Annotated in this window: 7 protein-coding genes; 4 read left to right on the top strand and 3 right to left on the bottom strand. The window is 51.2% G+C overall.

Features of this window, described 5'->3' with window-relative positions:
• Positions 1-54: 54 nt before the first annotated feature.
• Positions 55-573 (top strand): phosphoribosyltransferase, encoded by a 519-nt coding sequence (locus tag NW863_RS09675; RefSeq protein WP_414352298.1) that lies wholly within the window; start codon positions 55-57, stop codon positions 571-573.
• Positions 574-616: 43 nt separating this feature from the next.
• Here the strand turns inward: NW863_RS09675 and NW863_RS09670 are convergent, their stop codons facing one another.
• Positions 617-4405 carry an FkbM family methyltransferase gene (locus tag NW863_RS09670; RefSeq protein WP_414365989.1) on the bottom strand — a complete coding sequence of 1263 codons (3789 nt, stop codon included), beginning with the start codon at positions 4403-4405 and terminating at the stop codon, positions 617-619.
• Between the two features lie 182 nt (positions 4406-4587).
• Between NW863_RS09670 and NW863_RS09665 the strand changes: the two genes are divergently transcribed.
• Positions 4588-5100 (top strand): type IV pilin protein, encoded by a 513-nt coding sequence (locus NW863_RS09665; RefSeq protein WP_414365988.1) that lies wholly within the window; start codon positions 4588-4590, stop codon positions 5098-5100.
• A gap of 74 nt (positions 5101-5174) precedes the next feature.
• On the opposite strand, the gene NW863_RS09660 is transcribed toward NW863_RS09665, so the two are convergent.
• Positions 5175-6131 (bottom strand): glycosyltransferase family 2 protein, encoded by a 957-nt coding sequence (locus tag NW863_RS09660; protein ID WP_414365987.1) that lies wholly within the window; start codon positions 6129-6131, stop codon positions 5175-5177.
• Entirely contained in the window at positions 6104-7270 is a 1167-nt protein-coding gene (locus NW863_RS09655) for a 2OG-Fe(II) oxygenase (RefSeq protein ID WP_414365986.1), read from the bottom strand. The genes NW863_RS09660 and NW863_RS09655 overlap by 28 nt, the downstream gene beginning before the upstream one ends.
• A gap of 1147 nt (positions 7271-8417) precedes the next feature.
• Between NW863_RS09655 and NW863_RS09650 the strand changes: the two genes are divergently transcribed.
• Positions 8418-9869: a glycosyltransferase gene (locus tag NW863_RS09650; RefSeq protein WP_414365985.1), complete on the top strand. Its 1452-nt coding sequence runs from the start codon at positions 8418-8420 to the stop codon at positions 9867-9869.
• 36 nt (positions 9870-9905) lie between these two features.
• On the top strand, positions 9906-12647 hold the full coding sequence (locus NW863_RS09645; RefSeq protein WP_414365984.1) for a TylF/MycF/NovP-related O-methyltransferase: 2742 nt from the start codon (positions 9906-9908) through the stop codon (positions 12645-12647).
• The last annotated feature ends 195 nt before the right edge of the window (positions 12648-12842 follow it).

The raw sequence follows: 12842 nt of genomic DNA, 5'->3' as shown, positions 1-12842 counted from the left end.
AAAAGAATCAATATAGTTAGAATTGAGCAATCCAGACTGCGGGAGAGGGATCCCTTGCACGAGATTTCTATTACCTGGGCCGACTACCACCGCAAAATCGAAGAGCTGGCCGTCAAAGTTTATGAAAGCGGCTGGGAGTTCAACCAAATTGTCTGCATCGCCAAAGGCGGGCTGCGCATCGGCGATACCCTGGCCCGTCTCTTCGACCTCCCCCTAGCCATTCTCGCCGCTTCTTCCTACTCCGGCCCTGGCAATCGCCAACGGGGGCAACTGACCTTTTCGCGGGATCTGGCCATGACCACTGCCAACCTAGGCAGCCATGTGTTGCTGGTGGACGACCTGGCCGACTCCGGCATGACCCTGAAGCGCTCCGTCCACTGGCTTAAGCACCACTACGGCTTTTACATCGAGGAAATCCGCACTGGCGTACTCTGGTACAAAGCGGCCTCTGTCTACCAGCCCGACTACTACGTGGACTACCTGCCCGATAACCCCTGGATCCACCAGCCCTTCGAGCCCTACGAGCAGATGACGCCCCAGCAGTTGATGGAGTCGCTGCGTTCTTCGGGTTAGTTAATTTTGCTCAAGGCTTGCTTCTTCAAGGAATTTGGTAAGTCTAGGCTGGTATCATATCTGCCACTTTTTCCAAGCTTGAGGGGTGGATTGCGATGATATTTAAGGCGGAAACTGGATATTGCTGGGGCTTAACTTTGGTGAGTTTATTCAGGAAACGGTTGTAGGTATAAAACCCATATCCTAGCGACTCCAGGATCTTCGCGGTAGCAGATCCCGTAACTTTAGAACCGCTGATATTCTCAAAAATAACAATAGGCTGGGTGGCAGCAACCAACTCTAGCGCACCGGATATGACCTGCTCTTCGGCGCCTTCTGCGTCGATCTTGATGAGATCAACTTGCGACTTTCCCTGCGAGCGCCAGATAGAATCCAAAGTAGTAAGACTTACTACTTTTTCATCTCTTGATCTTTGTTCTGACACTGGCCCTGAAGCACTGATGGAGTTAAATACGGTAGCCCTTTCTTCCTGAAATTGGACGGTACCCTCATGGTCTCCAGCAGCAGACTCAACAAGGGAAACAATATTGTCTAGGGAGTTAGCACTGATTGTCTTTTGCAGGTGTTGAATGCAGGAAGGTGTCGGCTCAACTGCAATCACACTGCCTGCCGGGCCGACTCGGCGTGCAGCAAGAAAAGTGTACACCCCAACATTAGCGCCCACATCAATAACATTCATGCCTGCTTTTAGGAAGTGACGGCAGAAATCCACTTCTTCCTCAAACCACTCCCCTTGGGTAAGTAGGACTCGGGTCACGATACTTGAGAATGAAGGTTCTAGTGAAAGCCTACAATTTTCGTAGTCGAGATAAAGATCCGGCTGGCCAGGCAAAGAAGATGTGCGCACTTGGTGTACAACTTCCCACATCGCAATTTGCTTGACTAGACCTGCTAGTTGATGGTTTGGATCGAGACTGAGCACGCGGTTGATTGGCACTAGTCCTTCTATCTTTCTCTGCGAGAGGAGCTCAACTCCCACCGCCAAGGCTGCCTGTGTGTCATCTGGGTTTATAGAATAAGTCAGGTTCCAAAACCTCATGGCTCCTGGGCTATATACAACCCCAATGTGGGCGGCCATCCACTTAGCTAAATAGTATAGGTAGGTATGTTTTGTAGAAGCAGCGGGATCCGAAAAACCTTCGCTTTGAACCCAAATGGGAACATCTGTCAACTGGGAAGGTTGCAGATCCTGGGCTTCCGTACACAAAAACTCCAGTAGAGCATAGGCATCCTCAAAAGCGCGAGAACGATCTCCCAATACCAATAGGGCATGGATTCGGTTTAGCCAACAGGGGACATGATAGGGATCCCTTGCCAAGCCCCTTCGCCAGAGAGACAGCGCTTCTTCCCAGGTGGATTGGCGCGTTGCAACGGAAGCATCGGCGCCTAGGGAACGAATGAGCTGGATCCCCGCTTGATTCCATTCGTCTGGGCTGGAGTACAAGTCGTTGGGGTGAAAGACATAGGTCTCATGAGGTTTGCCTTCCAGAATGTGGAAGAAGGCAGCTTCCATGCTGCGGGCATGCTCACGCGGATCCCAAATTATCGACCAGCGGCGAGAATCTTTGATTTGCTTTTTAATTCGGTTGAGTTGCTCCGGATTGTTGCCCAGTTGGATCCCACGTTGGATAAACTCTTCTACCGACCAGGTGATGCACTCTTCTAGACCGATATTTTTCAGCAGACTGTAGCTCATGCGGCCATAGTAATGGCGGCCTACCAGGGTAAGAACTGGCACACCCATATAAAGGGCTTCCATGGTGTGGGTTGCACCTGTGTAAGGGAAAGTGTCTAGAACTAAGTCAACTAAACCCAGTTGGCCACGATGCTCTTCCACACTCCCAGCTTTGGCCAGAAAGCGGACACGGTCTAAGACGCCTAGCTCTTTAGACTTCTCTTGGTAGCGTCTAACCACTGTGGCAATTTCCCCTGAGCCTTTGACAATGAGAATTCCGTTGGGAATGGCTTTTAGAATTTGCAAATGAGCATTGATACAGTCGTCAGTTCGCTTGTAGGCATTGGCCGCAGTAAGGAGAACAACATCTCTTGGGCCTATTCTTAACTTACTTTTGAAGTCCACCTCATCGGCCGGGATAACGTCCAGATGGTCAACTGCACAATAGCTTGGTAGGCGGATAATTTCTTCGTGGTAATCAGCCTGCGCATCTTCGGGAAGAATATAAGGATCAGCAAAGAAGTAATCAAACTCAGGCAAGCCGACAGCATCTCCCCCTAGCCAGCCAATTTGGATAGGGGCAGCCCGCAGAGCTGCTACGATATTGGCGTCGTGGCTGGTGATAGAGTCCATGAAAACCATGATATCGATATGATCCTCGCGAGCTTGGGCGGCCACTTGAGGAGCACTAACTCCTTCAGAGAAGAAGCGAAAATGAAGGCTCTCCTGGGATCGAAACTTCCGATACATGTTGTCGCGGCTGGCCATTTCCTCGGTTTTCCAGCCCTGGTAGTAGTAGTAACAAATATCCAATACATCACGGGATAAGTTTCTCAAAATGGCTTCGCTGAGGAAGCCTACTGAGTGTCGCTGAAAACAGCTGCCCAGGAAACCAACTCGAAGTTTACGGCTTTCTCCACTGACTGTTTGGTAATCTTGCTGATTTCTTTTCCAATACTCTGACCACAGGAAATCGCGCTGGGAGGCCATGAGGCTGAGGCAATCGTTAAAAATCCTGCCAGCAAGCTGCTGGTAACGACGAATTAGAGATCGATCATCTGTTAGATAGCTCCAACAAAAGCAGACTCGAAAGAGAATAGCTTTGGCGACGGTTAAGCTCTCAAGCATATTTTCTTCATTTACTTTTAGAGACTCTAGGTCAATAGAACTTGAGGTGAGTAAATCCATAATTTTCTGAATGACAAAGCTCACCCTGTCTGGCCGAGCAGCGTGGATCAGCTTTTCCAAAGATTCTGAGAGAAGAGATAGGCACAGCGAGAAGTTTTCCTCTGCCTGGGGGCTTGCGGCTGCCGCAAGAAGCGCTTCTCCCAAGATGGAATAAGCGTCGCTAGTAGAGTCTCCAAAGAGGGCACGAGCTGCCCTCTGAAAGAAGTCGCCGATCAAGTCTTCTATTGTCCACAAACCTTGATAGCGCTTGGCTTGCTCCGGAGCTGCCGCCTGGGCTAGCTGAGCTAGGAGAGCGGCAAAGCCGGATTTCTGACTCTCTAGGAGATGAGCTTGTAGAGCTGTGGCCACTTCGAAAAACAGATCCAGGTAGCCGTCATCCCATAGCCGAATAAGGAGTTCGGTTAGGAGCGACTCCTGGGTAATGTCTATGGTCTCCTCATCTCCCAGACTGGCCAAATGCTCCACCAGGGCCTGCCCGTAGAAGCCGACGGCCAGCTCGTCTTGAGCTTGCAAGGCCCGCAACAGCAGAACTTGGGTGTTATCCCGCTGGTGTGGATCCAACTCAAAAGCCATCTCCCGCAGCTTCAGGCAGATCCGCAAACGCTGCTGGGGATCCCGGGTGGGCGTATTTTCCAGACGGCCTGCCAAAGACAGCAATAGCTCTATCACCTTCTCCGATGGCAGGATCCCGGCCTTGACCAGCGACGTGTAGACCTGGTAGGCAAGGTCTAGGCGGCCCGAAATCAAAACTTGCTCCAGCGCCGCAAGGGTAGTCGCTACCCGGTCAGCTGGGAAAGCTTCTCCAGACGGCGAAGGCACCCCAAGGTCAAAGAGTCCCCACAAGAACTCTCGCCATGCCTCTGGATCTTGCTGTGGGTAGAAAGCCGCCAGCCATTCTGCAAAGACAGCCGGCGATTGCTGCAGCAGTTGCTTGCCTTCCAGGATCCGAGCTTGTAGGGCGAGGTTCATGGGCCGAAAGGAGAGCGCTGGTCTTAATCTGCCATGACTACGGAACCTTTCTGGAGCCACCCCCCCAAAGATCCGCAATTTTGCTTGGGGACAGGCTGTTATGAATGGCCCTCAGGCTGGGTAGGTTAAGACTGGCAGGTAACCTGCCCAAGTAACTCTCTAGTAACTGAGGATCGAGGACCATGAGCGCGAAGTCTCGTCAGTCTCTGTTGCGGGCCAAGCTGGCTCAGCAACTTCTCTCCCAAGCCAAGGGCTTCACCCTGATCGAACTGCTGGTGGTGATCGTGATTGTGGGCGTGCTGTCCGCGGTGGCGATCCCTCAATTCCTGAACCAAGTGCGCCGCTCCCGCACGGCCGAGGCTCAAGCTGCTCTCACTGCAGTAGGGCGGGCTTCTGAAGTCTATCGGCTGGACACCAGTATTTACCCGGATGCCTACTCTAGGATCCAAGCTCCTGGGCCTAACCAGGGCAAATACCTGAACGACCCCTGGAGTGCACCTAACTACCAAACACCAGTGGCAAGTAATAGCGACCGGCAGGGCGTCCGTTGGGACACGACTGCGCTTTCAAGTGCAACAGCATATGTCACTTCCTCGGGTAGCCGCATTCAATGCACCATTGGCCTAGGAGATGAGGAGGCAGCTGTAGCTGCTCTCGACACTTTTGTAGGCAAGAGCTGCAACGTGTTTCAATAGTTTCTGCAGGTTCCACTGTTTGCTTGGCTCCCTTTGGGGAGCTTTTTTTAGTCCTCTGAGACAACCTGAGATTTTCAGGGGGCAAGCACAGTCGCTAGCAACTGGGAAGGATAGCAGATGCGGGTGAGGATACCCTCTTCTATCAAGCTCTGGTTAATCATAGAGTTGCTGTAGAGTACAAACTTTTGGTAAAGAGCCACCATTTGGTTGACATCTCCTGAACAGTATGCATCCCTTGAGGCCAAGTGGAAGGGAACTCGAATGGGATTAGACTTTGAGCGCCACCAGTAGTCGGGAAAGTTTCCCAGTTGAGCGTACTTCTTGTAGTAGTTCTGGAAGCCGCAATTCAAGTAGTGCAAAACAGCGGGAGATGAGGTGACTAGGGTATGCTCCTCTGGAATGTCAAAACTATGTACGCTGTTGGGCAAAAGATTAGGATAAATCCGAGCTGCTGATTTCCCATTTTGATAGGCTAAAAAGTATTGGCCCTTGCCAGAGATACTCTCAAACTTAATATAAAAGTTGGGATCTAAAACAGCAGGGTTTTGCTTGAACAGAGTAACTTCGCGAAAGTAATCTTCAATCTCAAACTTTTCGGGGGCTGCCTCGTAGTTTAAGAAGCGAACCTGAAGTATGTCGCTACCTAGCTGGTCAAACCAATCCAAGGTAAGTGCCTCGCCGAGGTAGAAGAGCTCATCTCCATCAATGTGAATGATCCAATCCATGCCTTGCTCAAGGGCAATCTGTATAGCAGTTTCCACATTTAAAATCTGGCGGGCCATGACCTCGTAGCTGACATGAGGGCCATATTTTGCATAGAGGATATTGCCTAGCGCTTGCTGGACTTGCAAAGCTTCGTCATTGGGAATAGCTGTTACGTCGGAGAATCTAAGCGCTATCTGAGCAGCAGGATCCTCCGGATCGTCAAAGAAGATATAGATGTGGGCGATCCCGATGGCGAGGTGGTAACAATACAGACTTTGGCCATATTGAATTCGAGCCTTTAGGCAAGTTGCTTGGTTCCTAACCAAGTGTTGATGGTGAAGCGGCTATCGGCAAGGGCTTGACTGGGACTAAACACAGGCAGGATTTCGTGCAGGCAACTGCTAGGGAAGAAGACGATGCTGTTGTTAGTTGGAATCACCTCATCATAGGTTCCATGGAGAATTGGCGGATGGGGCTTCTGCCTTTGAGTATCGTAAATACGCAGCTCACCCCCTCGGTAGGGCTTGGGCTCTTTGTGAAAGTAGTACACACAGCTTACCTGACGAAAGGCTGTCTGGGGATAGGAATTATCGGTATGGGGAGTAAAGTAGCAGCCATCATAGCTAGCAATCATCTCCATCTCGAAGATTTGGATATCGAAGTTCTCGATGCCTAGCTCCACAAAGATTTGAGGAGCAACCCTAGCAATCTTCTCCCTCAGCAGGGATCCATACTCCTGAAAGTAAGCCAAATCTAGCCTTAGGGAGCGCCGAAACTTGAGAGAGTCAGCCTCAGTGTTGCTTTGGCTATAGCTTCTCGCAGGGATAAACTTATCTTGGTGAGCAATGGCATGCTGCAAGATGGCCTGGTTGACTTCAGCTGGTAGGAAGTTATCTAGCTTAACGTACTTACAAGGATAGAACCGGGGCTGCTCCGGCGGATCTGGCTGAGAAAACGTGAGGGATACTGGGTTGGCATTCAGCAACAACCCTGGGCCGAGTTCCCGGATGTAAGCCAAATCTTGCTCAGTTAAAGCTCTGTGTTGGGGATCCCAGCTCAAGAGATGGATCCCTTGGCTGAGCTTGGGAAAAGCTTTTTGCAGATGAAAAGCGGGATCCACCCCCATCAAATCTAAGGTCGATTGGGCAAGGGATCCGTAGCGGCAGTGATCGACCAAGTACAGGGCCGGCTCAGCCAGGTAATCCCGCAGAAGCAGGGACTGGAGCAAATGGGTGCGATAGTCAACAAGCTCCGCCCAGAAGCAAACGCCAATTCGGGCATCGGGAAACCCTTCCCCCAAATCTGCCAGAAGAGCGGGGATGGATCCTTCTAGCAGCAGAACCCGTTCTTCTAACCCTAGCCGAAGGATCTGGGCTTGGAGATCTTCCGCGCTGGGCAATTTTTTAGAAGAATTCTGGAGCGGATCCCGTAGAATTACTGCTAGTTTTTCAGGATGGCGAAGCATTGCCTCTAGCCCAGCTCCTGAGTCTTCCCAGCCGATCTGACAAAAGATCTGCTGTTCAGGCATGCGACCTAGAGCCCAGTCCAATAGCTGAGCGAGACTCCCGACTTGCTCCAGGTCGGAAGCAAGCTCCTGAGTAAGGTCTTGGCACTGCATGGAAGGGATCCCTGGCGTTCCGTTCTCTCTAGCCTAATGTACCCGGATTCACCCCTAGTTCCCGCAGCTTTTGTGCCAGGTGCTCTGCCCGTCGCTGCTCCTACTTGACCTCGGCAGGTGGCCGCTTGGGTAGGTAGGCCAGCCAAATCCGGTCTATCAACGGCGGGGCTGCCCATGGCCTATCCCAATAGAGGGTCAAGGGATCCCTTCTTCTTTAGCCTGACTTCCAGGGCAAGCTAGGGTTGCCAGTTATCGATCCAGCTCTAGAAAGCTGCAGGGGCGGCCTAAACAAGGGCTTTGACGGATCCCTGAGGAGTAGAGCTGGCTTTATAACCGTTTCATAAACCTAGGACTGCTAAGCTCCTACGGACTGCCCGAGCGAAGAATCAAAAAATGAAGGGTACCAAGGCCGCAGCTCCGCGTATTCTTCTCAACTGGCCAGCTCCACCCGACTACATCCCGCCCCCTCTGCTTTCAGACCGGCAGGTAACCCTCTGTCCCAAGGCAAGAGCAAAGGGATTTGGGTTAGGCTTTGTCAACTTCACCGGCGGCCTAGTGGAGTGCCCAGAAGGAGATTATGACCTCTACGACTTTGTACAGCAATCTGAGCAGATTGCAGATAAGGAGTTTGACTTAGTTGCTGTTTGGACTTCTAGCTTCGACTCCAGTAATCCTTTCAACACCAAAAAGTTTAGCTGCCCAACCGTCTTACTGGCTGGCGATACTCACCATTGGGAGTTCCCCATTAATCACCTCCTAGCCTACTGGGCTACCGAAGGCTTTGACTACGTGGCCACCGCCTACAACCGCCAGCACCTGCACTGGTTTGCTGCAGCAGGCTTGGAAAACCTGGCCTGGCTGCCCCTTATCTCCATGCGCCCTATCCACCCACGAGTGGGTAGAAGCGAGAGAAAACCAAATTGTCTTCATTGGCCAGCAAGGCTCTCGGCACCCCAGACGCTCCCGACTTGTGCAGGCTTTGAAGGAAGCGGGTTTGCCTATCCTCATCAAAGCTGCCAATCGCATAGAAGCAGCCGAACGCTTTGCCAACTCGCTGATTTCGTTTAACTGTAGCCAAAATGCGGATCTCAATCTCCGCAACCTGGAAGTGATCTCAGCAGGTGGCTTTTTGTTGACAGACCGTCTTTCTTTTGCCTCGGGCTTCAACGAGCTGCTGGTGCCAGGAACCTACTGCGACACCTACGACTCCGAAGACGAACTTTTGGAAAAGGTTCGCTACTACCTCGACCATCCACAAGAAGCCATCGAGATTGCCCGCCGTGCCTACCAAGCCTTCGACAAACAGTGGCACCCCCGCCACCGCATCCAGAATCTGCTGGACTGGGTGTTTGGCGGAGAGCTGCCCGAACCCTTCCGCTACTCGCCTCGTTTCGAGGTGCGTCACTTTGTCAGCACGGCTAACTCTCACCTGATAGACACCCGCCTGGCTGTGTATGAGCCTGTGCAAGAGCTGCATCGGGTGCAAGAGCGGCTCAAGGTGTTTCTCAGCCGCGGCTGTCCTGGGGTGATTGCTGCTGATTTGCTGGACTTGCCGCGGCTGGAGCTGTATGGGGAAGGGAGCTTTGTGGATCCCTGTGCTCTCTTGCAGCAGAGGGGCGTGGCTGGACGGGTGCATGAGCTAACAGAAGAACCAGCAAGCTGGCCAGTGTTTGATGTGGCTGTGTGCACGGTTGAGGATCTCCAGAGACTGAAGCAGCCCCTCAAAGCCAACTTTGCCTTTGTCTTAGGAGAAGATCATCAGCTCGTCTTTGCCAATGCAGAAAGAATCACAGAAACTTTTCTCATTGACTTAATCCAAAAGGACAGTTCTGCTCCGTCAGCCTGGCTACGAGGGTACGAAGGCGTTGAGTATGAGGAGACAGTCGCCAACCTCAGCCGGCTTTACGAGCCAACTGCTTCCTTACTTCCAGAGGTTAAGGTGGTGGTGGATGTCGGAGCCGGAGTAGGGGTAGCGAGCGCCTGCTTCCGAACATTTCATCCGCAGGCGGCCATTCACTGTTTTGAGGTGGATCCCTTGGCCTTACACCTGCTGCAGCAGAATGCTCTGAGTTTGGGCAACTGCCATGTGCATCCAGTGGGCCTAGCAGAGCAGAATAGCCTCAAGACTCGTCGTCTCTGGCCAGAAGACTCTCAAACAGAGTGGGGAGTGGAGCAGGTGTTGGTCTTTCGGGAAGCCAAGGCAACCCTGCAGGAGCTAGGTCTGCAGCGCATCGATGTGCTCAGGGTGGCTATAGGTGGACAAGGGGTAGAGGTGTTGGCTAGTTTGGAGCCATGGCTCAAAGACGTCAAGGTCATCTATGTGGAGTTTGGCTCGGAGCAGAACCGCAAGCAGATTGACCAGATGCTGGATCCTTCTCACATGATCTGGCAGGGGGAGATCATAGCTGGTCAAAGAGGATCCCTCTGCTATCTGCGCAGAGCTTAGGAGTGGACTCTTGAAAAGAGAGGAGATGCGAAAGTCATGAACTCAACTATCGTTGTTACAAGCGCAGACAGCAAGTTTTTTGAGTTAGTCCAGGGAACTATCCTCTCTATCCGAGAGAAGCCACAGGGCTACTCCGTCGATATTGGATTCTTTGATGTAGGCCTCACTCCAGAACAGTTGCAGTGGATAAGTCAGTACGTTGACCACGTCGTTGAGCCAAGTTGGAATTATGACATTCCAAATAGTAATAGCTATCCTAATTATCTTAAAGCTTTGTTATCTAGGCCATTTCTACCTGAGTATTTTCCGGGCTATGAGGTTTACATTTGGATCGATGCGGATGCCTGGGTGCAGGAGTGGTCTGCGATTGAACTGCTTGAACTAGGAGCAATACACGCAGGCTTCGCAATTGTTCCTGAGCTAGTAAATACACTTTTCGATCCATTTCCATTTTCTCATCAAAGTTTCCACCTTTCGAGGTATATGAGGTACTTTGAGACGACATATAATCATCTGTATATAAGACCGACTCTCAATGCTGGTGTGTTTTCTGGAAAAGACCAGGCTATTCACTGGGCGGTGTGGAAAGAAAGAAGTAGGCAAGCTATCTCTATGAGCTTAGACTTGTACTCAGATCAGTATGCTCTCAACGTAGCTCTCTACAATGATCTAGGATTGGGTAGTTTTCAGGTTTTACCCTTGATTTGCAATTGGACAGCTCACAGTCAGTTACCTAAGTGGGATCGGGAAAGAAAACTCTGGGTTGAACCCTGGAAGCCTCACAGCCCTATAGGTATCCTACACATCACCCACAAAACTAAGGATAGAGAAACTCAGATAGTTAGCAGTACTGACGGCTATAAAGTTGAAGCCAGTCTTCGGTACTCTGGAAAGCACCTTTCTCCAGTCAGAAGATATGATTACGTGTCACTCAACCACAGAAAAATTTATCTGGATCGCGCTTTCCCTTCAATGACTTCAGTGAACCCAAGCTCTCACCCCCGGCCCTACTTGCGGAAAGAGGTTCCCCATCTTTGGTACGCAGACTTACGTCAGCCAATTATTGGTTTTGTCAGCCGAGATGAAGCACATATCTTGTACAATACTGCTCTTAAGTTCCAAGGAAAACCTGCTTTGGAGATTGGGTGTTGGCTAGGTTGGTCAACTGCTCACCTTGCATCGGGAGGAGTTGTTCTTGATGTGGTGGATCCTGCTCTGGCCAATCCTCAGATTTATGAAAGTGTGGATCAGTCTCTCCGCCTGGCGGGAGTTCGCTCCAATGTCAACCTGTATCCCGGCTACAGCCCAGAGAAGGCGGAAGAGATTGCTCGGGAAAAGAACCGCCGCTGGTCTTTGATCTACATCGATGGAAATCATGACGCGCCAGCTCCTCTGCTAGATGCTCAGGTGGCAGACCGCTACGCTGCTGAAGATGCTCTAATTCTCTTTCACGGCCTTGCTTCACCGGATGTAGCTGAGGGCTTAAACTACCTAAGGGCTCGAGGCTGGAACACGATGATTTACCAAACCATGCAGATCATGGGCGTCGCTTGGCGGGGTAACGTCCAGCCTGTGGAGCATATTCCGGATCCTGCTGTTGATTGGACACTGCCAGAACATTTGAAGGGATACCCGGTATGCAACCTTGAGTTATCGAGAGTTTTGGAAAAGGTTAAGGCCTTTACCCTTTTGGGCTTTGAGCGTCTCTGGAATCTCTACACCTTGGCCAAGCGAGTCTGCCAAGAAGACATCCCTGGGAACTTTGTTGAGTGTGGCGTTTGCAGAGGAGGCAGCTCTGCACTGCTAGCTTGGGTGATCAAAAACTACAGCCGCCGACCTCGCAAAGTCTACGCTTTCGACACCTTCTCAGGAATGCCTCAGCCAACAGAAGTAGACCGAGATTACAGAGGATTTTTTGCCAATGATACTCCCTATGGAGCTGGAGCTTTGGGGGCTCCTGTCTCGGAGAACTTGGAGGTAATCAGTAGGGAACTAGGAGTTTGGGATCTCATTGTTCCTGTTCAAGGACTGTTTGCTGACACATTGCCAGCTTACCGTGACCAGGTAGGCGAGATCGCTTTTCTACATGCAGACGCTGACTGGTATCAGTCCACAATGGATATTTTTAGCAACTTGTACAACAAGGTACATACCAAAGGATTTGTTCAGGTTGATGACTATCAAGATTGGCAGGGATGCAAAAAGGCCGTTCATGATTTCGAGCAGCAAATTGGAGTTTTCTTTCGAATGCATAATGTTTGTGAAGCTCTTGGATATAAAGAAATAGAGGCAGACAGTTGGCTAAGTCCTGCCTGGTTTAGTCCATCTGAAAACATACCCATTGTTAAGGATTGGGATAGCTTAACGGAAACCACACTTCCGCAAGGGATCCACCTGAGCAAGTTTAACGTTGTCCTTTTTCCTTACTGGGAGCTGGAAACGGAGCAGCTTGTGCAGGAGTTAGAGAAGCTGCTGGAGCAAATCTTGCTTAGTCCAAATCCAAAAGACTATGCTCTTATCCTACTCGGAGATCCGGATCCACAGCTAGCCAATCAAACACTAGAAATGGCGGCGGGGAATGTAATCCTCAAACTCATGGAGAAAGGAGAGGAAGTAGCTGAGGAGCCGCTTTGTTCTGTGGTGTCTGGCTTGAACCCTTGGCAGTGGGAGAGGCTGATTCAGCATATGAACTACCGCTACCCTCTGAAGCGGGAGCGTTTTCCCAAAGGACTACGGCCAGCTGTCCAGAAGCTGCCTGTTTTGTTGATTGCTCAGTAGGATTTGCCGCCTATCCTCAACCCTCTTGAGGGGGGGGAGGCTTTAAAGTGCATTGGGATCCACCCCCAGTTCTCGCAGCTTTTGGGCCAGGCGCTCCGCCCGCTGTTCGGCCTGCTCGGCTCGTTGCCGTTCTTGTTCAGCCCTTTGCCGCTCCAGTTCGGCCTCGGTGGGCACCAGCTCTCCAGCAGGCGTGGC

The sequence above is a fragment of the Synechococcus sp. B60.1 genome, assembly GCF_047462555.1.
Taxonomy (GTDB): domain Bacteria; phylum Cyanobacteriota; class Cyanobacteriia; order Thermostichales; family Thermostichaceae; genus Thermostichus.
The sequence above is the reverse complement of the archived record's forward strand: the minus strand, read 5'-3'. Positions and strand labels throughout refer to the sequence as shown.

Coding starts and splice junctions, on each gene's coding strand:
- NW863_RS09670 (WP_414365989.1), bottom strand. CDS start 4,405: ATGAACCTCGCCCTACAAGCTCGGATCCTGGAAGGCAAGCAACTGCTG.
- NW863_RS09665 (WP_414365988.1), top strand. CDS start 4,588: ATGAGCGCGAAGTCTCGTCAGTCTCTGTTGCGGGCCAAGCTGGCTCAG.
- NW863_RS09655 (WP_414365986.1), bottom strand. CDS start 7,270: ATGCTTCGCCATCCTGAAAAACTAGCAGTAATTCTACGGGATCCGCTC.
- NW863_RS09645 (WP_414365984.1), top strand. CDS start 9,906: ATGAACTCAACTATCGTTGTTACAAGCGCAGACAGCAAGTTTTTTGAG.